Source organism: Actinomadura sp. 6N118 (genome assembly GCF_044326415.1).
GTDB lineage: Bacteria > Actinomycetota > Actinomycetes > Streptosporangiales > Streptosporangiaceae > Spirillospora.
The window spans coordinates 199,950-213,990 of the sequence record NZ_JBIRAZ010000011.1 but is presented as its reverse complement, the minus strand read 5'-3'; the positions used below and the strand labels follow the sequence as shown (position 1 = coordinate 213,990).

Here is a 14,041-nt window from a genome sequence, read left to right as displayed (position 1 = left end):
TTATCAAGCACCCTAACAGGAGATGCTTGTCACGAGAGTGGGTTCCGATGTCTGTCTCCGGTCCGGCCGCTCCTTCCACCTCGCCGATCTCAACGGCGATCACGGCCCTGCGCGCCGCCGGGGAGAGCGGCGACGCGGATGCAGTCGCCGAGCTGTTGGCGCCCGACGTCGTCTTTCACTCCCCGATGACGTCGCGGATACGCTTCGAGGGCAAGGAAGAGGTCACGGCACTGCACCGCGATATCTTCGCCGTCCTCGAGGACATCCACACCACCGAACCACTCGCGCGCGGCGATACGCGTTCGTTCTCCTTTCATGCGCGCGTTCGCGGGGTCGAGCTCGAAGCCATCAATCTGGTGCGCTTCAACGACCAGGGACAGATCGTTGAGTTCACGGTCTTCGTCCGCCCGCTTGCGGGCCTCGCGACACTGTTCGCCGCCCTCCCGCCACGGGTTTCGGCGAGGCGTCGCGGACGTCTGCGGGGCGCGACCGTGGCGGTCCTCACTCGGCCACTCGCCTTCGTGCTGCGCACCGCCGACCGCTTGACGCCCAGATTCTTGTAGTCCCTCCACTCGGCCACGCTCCGAGCCTGACCACCTGCCACTGGTTGCGACGCTGAGGGCTTGTGGTCTGACCGCGAGAAGGCCCGTGCGCTTTGCGCGGTCCACTTGCGTGGACCGCGCGTGCGGTTTGTGGATGGGAGAGCGGCCTGTGCTGAGCCGGCTTCGTCGATGAGGGATATCCATCGACTGTTGGCTCGGCCTACAGCGAGCGGTAGAAGTCCTGGATGTTTCGACCCGCTTCGGGGCCGCAGCGGATGGCGTTGGGTGGCCGTTGGCAGTCGGGACTGTCACTTAGCGCAGTGGGAGTCCAACTGGGGTAGAGGCTCTTCACAACGGTCCCGTTGACGTCGAAGGCGTGCTCCCAGCGTGCGGACGACGTTGACCAGCCGCTGATGGCCGACCAGGCCCCGCGCGCTGTCGCCGTTGCGCCAGAGTTTCCAGCCAGCCTCAGTGGGCGCGGAGCGGGGCTCAGTCACCTTCTCGGCCGTGAACGGCCCGGTGGTTCCGTTCACGCTTCGTCGCGCTCCCTGGTCGCCACTGGTTGTGGTGGTGGGGCGCATCACCCCTTTTGTCCCGTGCCTGGCCCGGGTGGGCCGGGTGGTGGGGGGGTTGGGGTCGGGCATGGTGACAAATGCCCACGCCGTGCGCGCCCGGTTGCGGACGTTCACGGCGGCGATGTCGTCGGCCAGGCCAGCGAGCCCGCACGCGACGCACAAAAAGTGCCCCGGGTGGGGCGGTTCTTCTTCGAGACGTGCCCACACCACGGGGTGGGGCACTTCTGCGAGGTGTAGGCCGGATCCACCTGCAGGAACGGCACCCCGGCCCGCAGGGCCTTATAGGCCAGGAAGGTGCCGAGCTGGTGGAACGGCCAGTTGGAGAGCGTGGCCCGCTGGTGCCGCTTGAGCCGGACCCGGTCGCGGATGCCATCGAGGTGTTCGATGGCGATTCCGCGTCCGGTGCGTTGGGCATCGGCCACGATCTGCTTGGAGATGATGTGGTTCTGGTGGGTGGCGTGCCGGGCCTCGCGCTGTGTGCGTTTGGCCAGCCGCCGCGCCGCCGATCTGGATCCGGCGGCCTTCTTGGCCTGCAGTTCGGCGCGGCGGCGCGCCTGGGCCCGCCGGTACCGCTTCAACGCCTGGCCCTGGTAGTTGTCCCCGTCGCTGGTGGTGGCCAGGTTCTCGATCCCCCGGTCCACCCCGATCCAGTCGCCCGGATCAGAGTTGAGCGGGGCTTGTTCGATGTCGCAGGTGGCGTACAGGAACCACATGCCGTCCCGCAACACCAGATCCGATTCGCCCTGGCGGTGCTCGGCCAGGGTCTTCAGCTGCGCGGCCGACCCGGTGAACGCGATGCCCGGCAACCGGCCGTGCACCGTCCAGATCGACACCGTGCGGGCGTCGTACTGCCAGCTGAGACACCGGTCATCGAACGGGTGCGCCGCATCGGGGCGGAACGCGATCGGCTTGGACTCGGCTTTACGGCGCCGCTTGGATCGCTCGCCGCCCAGCAGCCCGGCGTCGATCTGGGCGTGCAGCGTGGTGTAGGCGTCGGCGACCTTCCGGATCACGTGCAGGGTCGGTTGCGCGGACAACCCGGCCGCCTTCACCTCGGTGTAGACGAGCTTTTGCAGCTTGGCGCGGGAGAACACCTCGGTCTCGTGCGCCTGGGCCGATACCCGGTTCGCCGCCTGATTGCAGGCGTGCAGGGTCGCGCTCAGTGCCGCCGCCTGCTCAGGCGTCGGCAGCAGCTTCACCTGCACCACAATCTTCACACCCACAAGGTAACCAACAGCACCGACAAAATCACTCAACGTCACACATCTGTGGTGACCGACACATCCAACGCCGCTCCACCACCGGCCTCAGGCGGCCCCGGGCGGCGCTAGCACGCCGCATCACATCGGGGTGGCAATTGTGCACGGTGCTCAGGCAGCCCGGGCGGCGCTGATGTGCACGGCGTGGACGACGTCGTACACGTCGGCGCCGGTGGTCAGCAGGTCGCGGCCCAGCTGGGTTTCGGCGGTGCGCAGGTGGGCCCGGACGGTGTTACGGCTGATCCCGAGGCGACGGGCTGCCTGCTGGGCGTCGGTGTTGGTGTCGACCCAAGCCTGCAGGGTGCGACGGTGCCGGGGCTGCAGTGGGCGGAGGAAGCCTGGGCCCAGGCGCCGGCGCGTTCGGTGCGCAGCAGGGTTATCGAGGATGGGGGTTGTCTGGCGTACGGCAGTGTCGGGTTCGGGGTCGGCGCATGAGCTGCGCGTTGTGACCGGACGGAACAGGCCGCATGCCCGGCACGCAGAGCCGGGCGCGGTCGCCGCCCCGGCGACCGCGAAGCTGGCGCCCTTGAAACGTAGAGAAGGTTCTCACTCGGCACACGGGGGGCACGGCCGCTGAGCGCGGCTCTCGCCCGGTCGTCAGAGCGGTAGGCGGCAAGATGGCTCGTATGAGCAGTCCTTACGAGACTGGCAGATCGGCCGAAGTCAACAGGCTTGATCAGGTCTCTTCACACGTCGATGCGGCTCGCATCGTGTCCCAGATGCTCGACGACCTTCGCGCGCATCCGGACGAATGGGAGAACGCCACCCTGGAGCGCTTTCTCGAAGCCTTGGCTGCCTGCCTATCGGCGTTGTCGGCCCTCTATGCCAACCGTGGTGAGCAGTTTCCTGCCCAACCAACGTGGCAGTTGATCTCTGAAGCGCTCGTCATGGCCAGTGGCTACGAGTAGTGACGCGTCGCGGCCCTCGATGTACTCGTGCATGGTGTCCAGGTCGCTGTGGACCCAGATTGCGGTGATGCCGACGCCGCGGGCTTGGCAGCGGTGGCTGTCCGGCTGGGCGGGAGTTTGGCGCGTACGGCGCACGGCCTTCGGCCACTCTGCGGGATTGGAGGCGTGCGAGTGCGGCGCTGGCCAGGTGCCTCACCGGGCGAACGGGCATTCGCTGGTGGAGCGAATCGCCTGGATCGCCTCATCTGCTCTTGGTTGTGGTGGCACAGCCTTCTGGTGAACGTGCCCCGCGTGCGGCAGCAGAACTGTCGCCTTGGCTCGCTCGGAAGGATCAGCGGCGGGTGTCGTATTCCTCGCGTGCGGTGAGTACCTCGGCGATGTGGGCTTCGGCCCAGCGGCCGAGCGCCTGCAGGGGTGTGTGCAGTGTCTGTCCCAGTGGGGTCAGTTCGTATTCGACTCTTGGGGGCATCTCGGCGTATACGTGCCGTTGGACGAGCCCGTCGCGTTCCAGGTCCCGCAGTGTTTCGGTGAGGACCTTCCCGCTGATCCCGTCGACTGCGGTGCGGATGTCACCGAAGCGCAGTCTGCCGTTGGCGAGCACGATCACCACCATCGCCGTCCACTTGTTGGCGATGCGGGCCAGTGACGTGCGCGATGGGCAGGTCTTGGTGAGCACGTTCCAGTCCGGATGCTGATCCAGCTGTTGTGACATGGGTCACACCCTCTGTTAGTTACGTTGAGGTAAATGGTTACCATTCGAAAGCATTGGCGTCTAGCAGGAAGAACTCGACGAAAGGGATACTTCCATGACCACGTCCGCCAGCACCCTCGCTGTCGCTCGCCGTTACGTCGAGGCGATGGCCGCCAAGGACTTCGCCACGATCGGGAGCTTGTTCGCCGACGACATCATCTGGCACCAGCCCGGCAGTCACCGTTTCTCCGGCACCTACCGCGGCGCCGACGCGGTGAACGGGGCGATCGGCGGCCAGATGGCCGCCACCGAGGGGACGCTCGATATCGCGATCACCGGCGAGCCCATGGTCAACGACGCGCTCGCGGCGTTTCCTGTCCACTTCTCGGCCAAGCGCGACGGTGCGCAGATGTCGATGGACGGTGTCGACGTGCTGAGGGTCGAGGGGGACAAGATTGCGGAGGTGTGGCTGTTCTCGGCCGACCAGCAGGCCGAAGACGACTTCTGGGCTGCCTGAACACAGCGGCCTGGACCAGTCGCTACGTCGCGGGCCACGGGTGGGTCGTCCTGCCAAGGACCAGGCCCGGTGAGTCACCGCGCAGACGGCCGGACGGTCTCAGGCGGGCGGACCGATGGAGGTCTGCGCGACGATATGGCAAAGCGCCGCCTTGGGGCGGCGCTTTGTTATATCGCTCGATCGTAGTGCTTAAGTCCGTTGATCCTGCTTTCCGAGCGCCGACATGATAGGCGCTTGCAGCAGGGGCAGGCATGACGCCATGCAGATAGGCGCTGCGTTCCAGGGCGCGATGCATTACTCCTCCTCCTGCTCGGCGTCCAGGTATCGGTCCGGAAAAGTGCGTAGCAAATGCGCCTACTGCCGCTGGCGCGCTCTCACGCGTACGCCGCCGCAGTTGTTGTGGGAAACCCCCCGCTCGTACAGCCAGGGGGGTGCTGACCTACGACGTCGTCACCGACAAGCGCGGGCCGTTCACCTACAAGGTGACCAACTCCAAGCTCAAGTGAACGCCTGGGGCATGAATCTCCTGCGTGAGTCAGCCAGCCACATCCGGCACTAACAGCGCTCGGGAGCTGGAGTGCTCATCCGCGCGAGAGGGATCTCTCGCTGCTCCCACGGATGAGCACTCCGGCCCGTCACGACAGGTGGGTACCGCAGGCGCGTTGTGACATGCGGACCGGGGCGAGCTGGTCTGGCCCGATCTCGACCTCGCTCAGTTCGGCGTGAGCCGCCGGAGGAACTACCGCGTCAGGATCTCGTCGACCATTTTCGTCGTCGGCAGTTGCGGGATCGGCGCCAGGCCGTGCTCGTCGGCCAGCGGTGCGCCAGGTCCGGCACAGTCGTCAGCTCGACCTCGTCCGGGTGGGCATACCGCTTGCGTAGTGCGTCGACCAAGGCGGCCGCGTCCGTCTGCAGCGGCGGGTGGTCCCACTCGCCCCTGACAAGGAGCAGCGGCGGTCCCTAAAGCCGGATACGCGACCGCCCCGCCGGGCGCTGGCTCGGCGGGGCGGAGACTGGGCGTTCAGATGGTCAGGTCATCGGGTGTCCTGAGCGCGGCAGGGTGTCAGGCGCGGCAGGCGAGCTTGGTCTTGTGAAGGCGCCCGTTCCACTCCGGCTTCTGCCCGTTCGCCTCGGCGTCCTCGTAGAGGGCGAAGATGCTGATGCAGAGGCCCTTGCCCTTCCACTTGCCCTGCACCTTCACCGGACCGGCGTACCGCCGGAAGTTGCCCTGGTCGGTGTCGACGTTGTTCTTCTGGCGGTCCTCAGCCCAGCGCGAGTTCATGATCTGCAGGTACATCGGGACCTTGTCGTTGTACCGCGCGTGCCCGGGACGCTTGACCATGACGGCGCAGTTCCAGCCACTCGCCGGGTTGTAGTAGAGCTTCACATCGCTGCGGTAGTACCGCTTGCCAGTGAGCATGTCCTTGAGCGGGACGGGATACGAGCCCACAAGGTTGCCCTTGCAGCCGTACCCGCCGGCGTTCGCCGCGGGGGAGACCGCGGAGGTGAGGCCCACGACGGCGGCCGCCGCGACGAGCACCGTGACAATGCGCTTGAACATCTGCGTTTCTCCTGGTGGAAGGCTCCGTACGGCCCGTGTTGAGAGCGGGCAGGGCCGACCATACCCACAGAATTCCGACCACGAAGATCGTTCCTGTCCAGCATCGTCCGGACATTGATGACACCCTTCCTGACCTGCACGGATATCCAAATGTCCATTTTCAGGAAGACGAAAGGATGGCCCGGCCGAGGGGGCCGGGCCACGGTTCGGATCGATGTGATCAGACGGCCTGCGGGGTGGCGGGCGCGGTTGCGGGAGTGGCGGGCGCGGTCGCGGGAGCGGCGGCCGGAGCGGGCTCGGCAGCAGTGGCGGCAGCGGCAGCGGGCTCAGCGGCAGCGGTGGCAGCGGGCTCGGCGGCAGCGGCCTTGCGGGTCTCGTGGAGCGTCAGCAGGCCAGCGGCCGCGATCACCACGGCGGTCAGGCCGTGGACGCCGAGCGCGGTGGCCACGGAGCCGTGGTGGGCCAGGACGGTGATCATGTCGCCGAACGGGGCGACGGCCACCATCAGCAGGACCCAGCCCAGGGCGCGGCGCTGGCCCGTCACCAGCAGGATGCCCATCGCCAGGCCCATCGCGAGTTCGCGGTTGCCCTTCACGTTGAGGAAGCCGCCGCCGTCGCCAGAGGGCCAGCTCGGCAGGCCGAAGCCCGGCGCCTGAGTCTCCGGGATCAGGACGAAGGAGATCCCGAGGTAGAAGGTGAACAGGACGACGGCGGTGGCCAGGACGGTGTTGATGTTCTTCAGCGACATGGTTCTTCTCCTTATGAGCTTCAGGTTTGTTGGCGAGGCAGGGTGGTGCGGGGTCAGCCGCGGACGTGGCGGGCGCGGCGAGCGCGGCGGACGCCGCGGACCCGGCGGACATGGCGGGCGTAACTGGGGCGGCCGATCACGTGCCAGATGGCGCGGACCGGCGCGGGCAGGGCGGAGAGGACGAGAGCGCGCTCGGCCGGGTCCGCGTCCTCCAGGACGGCGCCGAAGAGCCTGAGCAGGAGCGGCTTGGGCGTGTTGGCCACCATGTGGTCGCCCATCGAGGCCCATTCCTGCTCGGTGATGTGCTCGGCGGCGAGCGGGAGGAGAGTGGCCTCCTCGTCGTCAAGATGCTCGATCAAGACGGCACGGTGCTCGGCCAGGGCGGCGACCACGGCGTCGCGCTCGCCTGCCCCGGCCGCGCCCTCCCAGGCGGGGAACGCGGTGTCCAGCCTGGTCAGCGAGGCCGCGACCCGCTCGTGCTGCGCCTCCATGCGCAGAACGATGTCGGCACCCAGATCCACCCGGGATAGCAGCGGCGGCCAGAGCAGCTCGTCCTCGCCCTCATGGTGGTTGTGCAGGCCCAGCCGGTAGCCGCGGAAATGGTCGGCGAGCACTTTGGCGCGAGCGGTGTCACCCGGGGCGACGGCCGCCACGAGTTCCATCAGCAACCGCGACTCGCGGCGGAAGGCGCGGTGGACGATCTCCATGTCCTGGGTGTTGACGCTCATCGGTTCCTGCCCTTCATCGGTTCGACGTGCTAAGGCTGCTCCCGGGGTTTTGGAAGGGACTTGGAACCGACTTGGAATCCCCCCGCGCGCGTACGATGTCCCACGTCATGGTCTTGATCCGGGTATTGGGCTCTTTCGGGGCCGAGATCGGCGGCGAGCCCGTTCCCCTGGGCGGGCCGCGGCAGCGGGGAGTGCTGGCCCTGCTGGTGGCGGCGCGGGGCCAGGTGGTCCCCGTCGACCGGATGATCGAGGACCTGTGGCGCGGCGAGCCGCCCTCGCGGGCGCTGACCTCCCTGCAGGCATATGTCTCCAACCTGCGCAAGCTGCTGGAGCCCGGACGCCCGCCGCGTACCCCCGCCCGGCTGCTGGTGAGCGCGTCGCCCGGCTACGCGCTGCGGCTGCCCCCGGAGTCGGTGGACGCGTGGCGGTTCGAGGATCTGCTCCACGCGGCCCGTACGGTCGCCGACCCGCGCGCCGCCCGCGCACGGCTGGCCGAGGCGCTCGAGCTGTGGCGGGGGCCCGCGTTCGCCGAGGTCGCCGACGACCCGTGGGCCGCCGCCGAGACGGCACGGCTGAACGAGCTGCGCCTGGTCGCCCGCGAGCTGCACGTCGCCGCGGGCCTGCGCACCGGCGACCCCGCCGCGGTGGTGCCCGAGGCCGAACGGCTCACTCGCGACGAACCACTCCGCGAGGAGGGTTGGCGCTTGCACGCCCTTGCGCTGTGGAGCAGCGGCAGGCAGGCCGACGCCCTGGCCTCGCTCCGCCGCGCCCGCGACATCTTCGCCGACGAGCTGGGGCTGGATCCCGGCCCGGACCTGACGGCGCTGGAGGAGGCGATCCTCACCCAGCGCACCGACGTCATGCGCGCATCCGTCCCCCCGCCTGTGCCTCCGCCCGTCCCTCCGCCCGTGCCTCCGTCCGTCCCCCTGCCCGTGCCGCAGCCCGAAAAGCGAACATCCCCGCCCCGCCCCGACGCCTCGTTCGTAGGGCGAGAGGCCGAGCTGTCGGCGCTGGTGACGGCCGCCGGCGAGGCCGCCTCCGACGGAGCCCGCGTCGCCCTTGTCACCGGTGAGGCAGGGCTCGGCAAGTCAACGCTCCTGAAACACCTCGTTGACCACCTCGAACAAGACGGGTGGCTGGTCGCCGTAGGCCATTGCCCCGAAGCCGAGGGCGCACCGCCCGCGTCCGCCTGGGTCGAGGCGCTGCGGGCCCTCGCTACCCGCACATCCCCGCGCGAGTTCGCGGGCGACCTCGCACCCCTGCTCTCCGACACCGTTCCAACGGACCGCGACGCCGCCGCCGGACGCTTCCGGCTACGCCAAGCCCTCTGGAACTGGCTCGCCGCAGCCGCCGCCGAGCGCCCGGTCGCCGTCGTGCTGGACGACCTGCACTGGGCGGACGCGGCAACACTCGAGCTCCTGTCCGGCAGCGTCGGCCTGCGCGCCCCCATCCTGATCGTCGCCGCGTACCGCCCGGACGAAGGCGAGCGCCTGACCGAAACGCTGGGATCGCTCGCGCGCACTGCGCCCGTCCGCCTCGCTCTGCCGGGACTGGACGAAGCGGCCGTCGCCGAGCTGGTCCGGACCGAGTGCGAGGCCGACGACGTGACCGTTGCGGGTATCGCCGAGCGCACCGGCGGCAACCCGTTCTACGTGCGGGAGAGCGCTCGCCTGCTGAATGGCGAGGGCGCACTGGTGGCCCTCTCAGAGGTCCCCGAGGGCGTACGGGACGTGCTGCGCCGCCGGCTCGCGCGGCTCCCCGAAGGTGGCGTGTCGGTCCTGCGGCTGGCTGCGGTCACGGGCCGCGAAAGCTCGGTCGACGTGCTGGTGAACGCAGCCGACGCAGACGAGGACAGCGTGCTGGACGCGCTCGACGCGGGTGTCATCGCCGGGCTGCTGGACGAGCCCGGCCCCGGGCGCGTCCGATTCGTGCACGCCCTCGTCCGGGACACGCTCGTCGCCGACCTCAGCCGGCTGCGGGCCACCCGCATGCACGGCCGGATCGCCGCCGCCCTCGAGGCCACCGGCGACATCACCGCACTCGCCCACCACTACGCACGCGCGGGGTCGCCGAAAGCGGTCGGCTACTGCGTCCGGGCCGCCGAGCTGGCCGAGGCGCGCTACGCGCACGACGTGGCGGCCGAGCTGCTCAAGGACGCGGTCGCCAACTCCAGCGCTCCAGACGAACGCGTCGGTCTCCTGGGCAGGCTCCTTCGCGCCCAGATCCGCGCCGGAGCCGTGGCCGCCGCCCGCCAGACGCGCCGCGAGGCGGTGGAGTACGCCGAGTCCCTCGGGCGCGACGACCTGATGATCGCCGCGTTCACCGCCTGGACCGAGCCCACCACCTGGCTTGCCCGCACCTACGGCACCGTCGACCGTCCCATCGTCGACCGCCTGAGCCGCCTGCTCAAGCGCGGCGACCTTGCACCAGAGGTACGCGCCCGCCTCCTGACCGCCTACGCCGACGAGCTGGTGGGCGAGGACGATCCCACCGTCATAGAGGCCGCCCAAGAGGCCCTGGACCTGGCCTCCGGCCCCCACCTGCGCGCCGCTGCCCTCTGGCTTCTGGCCCGCACCCACGAACGCGACGACTTCTGCCGTGAGCTCGTGGAGATCGGAACCGAGCACGACCTGCCCGTCTACCGGGTCACCGGACTCCTCAACCACGCAGCCGTGGCCGCCGCCGCGAACGACCCGGACACCATGCGCCGGATGACCACCGAGGCCCTGGAACTCGCCCGTGCCTACCGGATGCCCGAGGCGGTCGCCGTCGCCGAGATCGCGCTGGCGGCCATGGTGCTCATCGAGGGACGGTTCGCCGACGCCGAACGCCTCTACATCAAGGCCGGCCAGAGCATGAGGCGCGCTGGATCAGTGCACGCCAGCGGCTTCCTCGAGCTCGCGCTCGCAGCGATCTGGGTTAACAACAACACGCTCGGCGACCACCTGGAGGACATCCGTGCCCTGCACGAGGAGCTAGGCCCGATGGTCGCCGACCTGTACGCGCTGGCCCTCCACACTCGCGGACACGACGCCGAGGCCCGCCAGGTCCGCGCAGCACCAACCCCGATCCGGCCCGACTTCTTCTTCACCTTCCTCATGACCGTGCGCGCGATGGCCGCCCTAGCGCTGAACGACCACGCCGCCGCCGAAGGCCTCTACGCAACCCTGCTCCCCCACCGCGACGGCCCCCCGGCCGGAGCGACGAGCCTGTCCCTGGCCCTCCCCCCGGTCGCCCACACTCTCGGCTCGCTGGCCCTGCTCCTCGGCCGCGACGCCGAGGCCGCCGCCCACTTCGCCCAGGCAGCCGACATCGCCGACCGCTGGAACGCCCCCCATTGGGCCGCCGACGCACGCGCAAAGATCAGCGAACGCTGATCCACATCCGACCAGAACAACCTCGAACGCTCAACAGCGTCCGCGATCGCCGCCCATCCAGCGTGAGGACGATCCCGGCCAACGGTCACTCCACCGCGAACTCGAACCGCTCCCCGGCGAAAACGGCCACATCCCCACTCGTGATGAGCGATCGCGTCGCGACCATGCCTACCGCCACCACTGCCGAACCGAGCAAGATCGGGCCGTCCGGCCGATCCGCAGGCTCGACTGCCTTGGCGCCGTCGGCGTACCGTACGCCGATCTGCCGGCTCCGACCTCCAAGTCGACGAACCCACCGCCGCCTTCCCCAACCGGCGCGGCCACCGCACTACCCGCCACGGGAGCGTTGCCGCTAGCTGACAGTCAGCCCCGCGAGGTCGGAGCCGACTTGGGCGTCACATCAACGCGGAAGGATGGAGCGGTTGAGGGTGCCGGTCTCCGCTTCGGCCAGGCAGATGACGTCGCGTATGCCATTGCCCCATTGCGACTCCGACGGGCGCACATACGACCACTTGACGGGCAGCAGGGACAGGGACGGAGGCATTCCGAAGATGGCGGTGATGCGCTTCTCGCATCCCGCCCAGGCTTTCTTCTCCATCGCCTTGTCGCCGGGCCAGCGCGGCCCCCAGGTGAGCTCGTGGGTGGCGATGACCTGGTGCCGGTGGGGTTCGGTGCACGCAACGGTGCGCTGAAACAGCTCAGTTGTCCATTCTCGGAAACAGTCGCCTTGCCGGACGTCATTCCAAGGCGTGAGAGTGCGGTCGATGGTGTTGGTGAGGGCGGCGGTCATCCGACCACCGCCGGTGTATTGCATGACGCAGGCCACACTTTGGTCGCCGTCGTCCCAGGACGCCTTGTCGGGTGAGGATGCGTACAGCTTGAGATGAGCGGCGTAGCGGCTGCGGTTGTAGACCGCCCCGATCTGCTTGTCGCATTCGGCCTTCGCCTGCCGATCCAACTCGGCCGCGCCAGGGAACGAGCCGTCGGCCAGATTGATCCTGGCGACGACCTCGCTGTCATGGGGCTCGGCGCAAGGCAGTGCCGTAACACTGACGTTGGTGGTGTTGCCGCGCAAGCCGGTGAAACAGTCACCCACCTTCAGCGCCGCGACGGTCGCCTTGCCGCGCTTGGTGATCCGGCCGGAGTGATCACGGTCCGGGCCGCTGGGCAAGGCGCCGACCACAACGACCGCGATGACCACCGTCCAGATCGCTGCGGCGACCAGGCCGCCGATGACCAGCCTCTTGCCCTTCCGGTTTCGGCGCCTGATCTGCACTAGCGCGACGATGGCGAAACCCACCGCGAACACCACGCCGCCGATCAGCCCGGTGACCAGCGCGACGATGGCGAACCAGCTCGTCTTCGGTTCGGTGTTCAGCGCGCTGGCTGGCGGCTGGTTGACGTGTGGGCCGGGGATCAACGCAGCGGGGTCGGGCAAGACCCAGGCCTTATCGTCACCACCAGGAGGCACAGTCACGAGCGGCAACAGTATGGGACGTAATGGATCGAAACGGGTGAGGTTCTGAATTTGTGATCACTCCGGCCGCCTTTGGCCATGCTGTCGCCGACGTCCCTGCTCGGCGGGAACCAGTCGTCGGCGAAGACCAGTGAATTCACCGCCTGTGTCTGTGGCCGGGTGTGGCCGAGATCGACACTCCAAGGGGTGTCCAGCAACGTTATACGTTGTCACTCCCGCATCGAAAGGTCGTGATACGCCAGGTGGGCTGGACGGGTCGCATCAGACGGGTCGTAGCACCCACTCAGGTTTTCTCCGTCGGGAATGCACAGCTCTTCTCGATGCATTTCTGGCAGGTCGCCTTCGTGGCCGGCTCCGTGGCGGCCGTCCTGCCGACCGGTATTTACCGCGATGGAGCGGGCCCTCTGACGTTGCATCTCGCCGCTAGCGCCTGGCTGTCCGGTATGACTGCGTTGATGGTGCTGGACGCCTTGCGTGCGGAGCCGGTCGAGAGCCGTGTCCTGTACATGCTCGCCTGGTCCATGGCTCCGGTCATTGTGACGGTGCAGCTCGTCGCGTTCGGGACTGACCCACGCCAGTGGGATCTCTTGTGGGCTCCCGCCTCGGTTCTCACGGTCGCCGGATGGTCACGGGCCAAGGGCCTGTCCAAACGGCTGCGGCGGACCTTGCGGCGGCTCAGCGACCGCGACGTTTTGACGGGTGGGCCAGGTGCAGTCGAGGAGTTGTCGGGGGAACTCGACCGCCTTGCTTGCCGCTGGGCATGGGGCTCGGGCATAGGCGCCCTAGTGGCGTTCATGGTGACAGGGCCGTGGATCGGATGGATGTCCAGTGAAACAGATGGCCCGACAATCTGGCTCGGTCCCTTCGGGACCGCCTACCTCATCCCCATCCTTCTAGGGGTGGCCCTCGCGGGTGCGTGGCTGGGGCGAGTCGCCTCATACGGGCGCATTGGCAGCGCGGTGCGCAAACACGAAATGCGGATCCGAGTGGTCGCCGGCCACCAGGACGGTGCGGGCGGGCTCCAACCCATCGGCGCCTACCTCCTGCACCAGTCGCTCCTCGCGGCGATACCCGCCATCTACATGGGTGCTTGGTTGTTCTTCTTCGCCTTTACCGACGGAAAAGGGATCGCGAGCAGATATCAGTCGTTCGAGACCCAGTTCCAATGGCTGCTGCCGTTCGCTATCGCCGTTGAGGTGCTGGCGTTCCTCGCGCCCATGTGGTCGCTGCACACGGTCATGCGCGAGGAGAAGGAGGCCACACTGTGGGCTGAGTCCGACCGGTTGTCGCGGCGGATCGAGCAGGCCCGCAGGGAGTTGGGTGAGGACGGCGTCCTAGCCCGCGAGGATGCGGAGAGACAGCTCAACGCGTTGGTGCAGCGAATGGACGCCCTGGAGCGCGCTCCGATCTGGCCGATCGACGCGTCGATCCGGAGGCGATTCACTCTGCGCAACCTCGGGCTTCTGCTGCCGCTGGTGAGTTACCTGCTCAAGAACCAGTCTTTCTGGGAAAAGTTGATCAAGTAAAGCTCGACTCGTGCGTGCGCCGGGCCGACGCCCATTTCCCCGAACGTGACCTCAGTCGCAAGGTAGGAGCGGTGGGCCTACTGGTCGAAGATGTCGCTCGGCGACGGCGGTGTTCTCGGCAGAGCCGGATCG

The 14,041-nt window shown here is 68.4% G+C and carries 12 protein-coding genes; 5 read left to right on the top strand and 7 right to left on the bottom strand.

The window, feature by feature from the left end:
* Positions 1-47 precede the first annotated feature (47 nt).
* Complete coding sequence (locus ACH34W_RS28200) at positions 48-563, top strand: nuclear transport factor 2 family protein (protein WP_395964110.1); 516 nt, start codon at positions 48-50, stop codon at positions 561-563.
* 664 nt (positions 564-1,227) lie between these two features.
* Here ACH34W_RS28200 and ACH34W_RS28195 read toward each other — a convergent pair.
* Together ACH34W_RS28195 and ACH34W_RS28190 are read right to left on the bottom strand one after the other, a co-directional pair.
* Positions 1,228-2,334 carry an RNA-guided endonuclease InsQ/TnpB family protein gene (locus tag ACH34W_RS28195; RefSeq protein ID WP_395964109.1) on the bottom strand — a complete coding sequence of 369 codons (1,107 nt, stop codon included), beginning with the start codon at positions 2,332-2,334 and terminating at the stop codon, positions 1,228-1,230.
* A gap of 153 nt (positions 2,335-2,487) precedes the next feature.
* Positions 2,488-2,676 carry a helix-turn-helix domain-containing protein gene (locus ACH34W_RS28190; RefSeq protein WP_395964254.1) on the bottom strand — a complete coding sequence of 63 codons (189 nt, stop codon included), beginning with the start codon at positions 2,674-2,676 and terminating at the stop codon, positions 2,488-2,490.
* 326 nt (positions 2,677-3,002) lie between these two features.
* On the opposite strand from ACH34W_RS28190, the gene ACH34W_RS28185 reads away from it, so the two are divergent.
* A complete protein-coding gene (locus ACH34W_RS28185) occupies positions 3,003-3,284 on the top strand; it encodes a hypothetical protein (RefSeq protein ID WP_395964108.1) in 282 nt (93 codons plus the stop codon).
* A 331-nt stretch (positions 3,285-3,615) separates the two neighbouring features.
* Here ACH34W_RS28185 and ACH34W_RS28180 read toward each other — a convergent pair whose 3' ends face one another.
* On the bottom strand, positions 3,616-3,996 hold the full coding sequence (locus tag ACH34W_RS28180; RefSeq protein WP_395964107.1) for a winged helix-turn-helix transcriptional regulator: 381 nt from the start codon (positions 3,994-3,996) through the stop codon (positions 3,616-3,618).
* A gap of 94 nt (positions 3,997-4,090) precedes the next feature.
* Here ACH34W_RS28180 and ACH34W_RS28175 point away from each other — a divergent pair, with 94 nt between their 5' ends.
* Complete coding sequence (locus tag ACH34W_RS28175) at positions 4,091-4,492, top strand: nuclear transport factor 2 family protein (RefSeq protein ID WP_395964106.1); 402 nt, start codon at positions 4,091-4,093, stop codon at positions 4,490-4,492.
* 1,063 nt (positions 4,493-5,555) lie between these two features.
* Here ACH34W_RS28175 and ACH34W_RS28170 read toward each other — a convergent pair.
* The 3 genes from ACH34W_RS28170 to ACH34W_RS28160 all read right to left on the bottom strand — a co-directional run bounded on the left by ACH34W_RS28170 (position 5,556) and on the right by ACH34W_RS28160 (position 7,529).
* The gene (locus ACH34W_RS28170; protein ID WP_395964105.1) at positions 5,556-6,053 is read right to left on the bottom strand and encodes a hypothetical protein; all 498 of its coding nucleotides are present in this window, start codon (positions 6,051-6,053) and stop codon (positions 5,556-5,558) included.
* Positions 6,054-6,273: 220 nt separating this feature from the next.
* Complete coding sequence (locus ACH34W_RS28165; protein ID WP_395964104.1) at positions 6,274-6,801, bottom strand: DUF4267 domain-containing protein; 528 nt, start codon at positions 6,799-6,801, stop codon at positions 6,274-6,276.
* A 53-nt stretch (positions 6,802-6,854) separates the two neighbouring features.
* Positions 6,855-7,529, bottom strand: coding sequence for a hemerythrin domain-containing protein (locus tag ACH34W_RS28160; protein ID WP_395964103.1), 675 nt, complete (start codon positions 7,527-7,529; stop codon positions 6,855-6,857).
* Positions 7,530-7,636: 107 nt separating this feature from the next.
* Here ACH34W_RS28160 and ACH34W_RS28155 point away from each other — a divergent pair, with 107 nt between their 5' ends.
* Positions 7,637-10,906, top strand: a complete 3,270-nt coding sequence (locus ACH34W_RS28155; RefSeq protein WP_395964102.1) for a BTAD domain-containing putative transcriptional regulator — start codon at positions 7,637-7,639, stop codon at positions 10,904-10,906.
* 400 nt (positions 10,907-11,306) lie between these two features.
* On the opposite strand, the gene ACH34W_RS28150 is transcribed toward ACH34W_RS28155, so the two are convergent.
* The gene (locus tag ACH34W_RS28150) at positions 11,307-12,344 is read right to left on the bottom strand and encodes a septum formation family protein (protein ID WP_395964101.1); all 1,038 of its coding nucleotides are present in this window, start codon (positions 12,342-12,344) and stop codon (positions 11,307-11,309) included.
* Positions 12,345-12,544: 200 nt separating this feature from the next.
* On the opposite strand from ACH34W_RS28150, the gene ACH34W_RS28145 reads away from it, so the two are divergent.
* Positions 12,545-13,909, top strand: a complete 1,365-nt coding sequence (locus ACH34W_RS28145) for a hypothetical protein (RefSeq protein WP_395964100.1) — start codon at positions 12,545-12,547, stop codon at positions 13,907-13,909.
* Positions 13,910-14,041 lie beyond the last annotated feature (132 nt).

Excerpts from the sequence above, each read along its gene's own strand:
- ACH34W_RS28200 (WP_395964110.1), top strand. The coding sequence starts at position 48 with ATGTCTGTCTCCGGTCCGGCCGCTCCTTCCACCTCGCCGATCTCAACG.
- ACH34W_RS28185 (WP_395964108.1), top strand. The coding sequence starts at position 3,003 with ATGAGCAGTCCTTACGAGACTGGCAGATCGGCCGAAGTCAACAGGCTT.
- ACH34W_RS28180 (WP_395964107.1), bottom strand. The coding sequence starts at position 3,996 with ATGTCACAACAGCTGGATCAGCATCCGGACTGGAACGTGCTCACCAAG.
- ACH34W_RS28175 (WP_395964106.1), top strand. The coding sequence starts at position 4,091 with ATGACCACGTCCGCCAGCACCCTCGCTGTCGCTCGCCGTTACGTCGAG.
- ACH34W_RS28170 (WP_395964105.1), bottom strand. The coding sequence starts at position 6,053 with ATGTTCAAGCGCATTGTCACGGTGCTCGTCGCGGCGGCCGCCGTCGTG.
- ACH34W_RS28165 (WP_395964104.1), bottom strand. The coding sequence starts at position 6,801 with ATGTCGCTGAAGAACATCAACACCGTCCTGGCCACCGCCGTCGTCCTG.
- ACH34W_RS28160 (WP_395964103.1), bottom strand. The coding sequence starts at position 7,529 with ATGAGCGTCAACACCCAGGACATGGAGATCGTCCACCGCGCCTTCCGC.
- ACH34W_RS28155 (WP_395964102.1), top strand. The coding sequence starts at position 7,637 with ATGGTCTTGATCCGGGTATTGGGCTCTTTCGGGGCCGAGATCGGCGGC.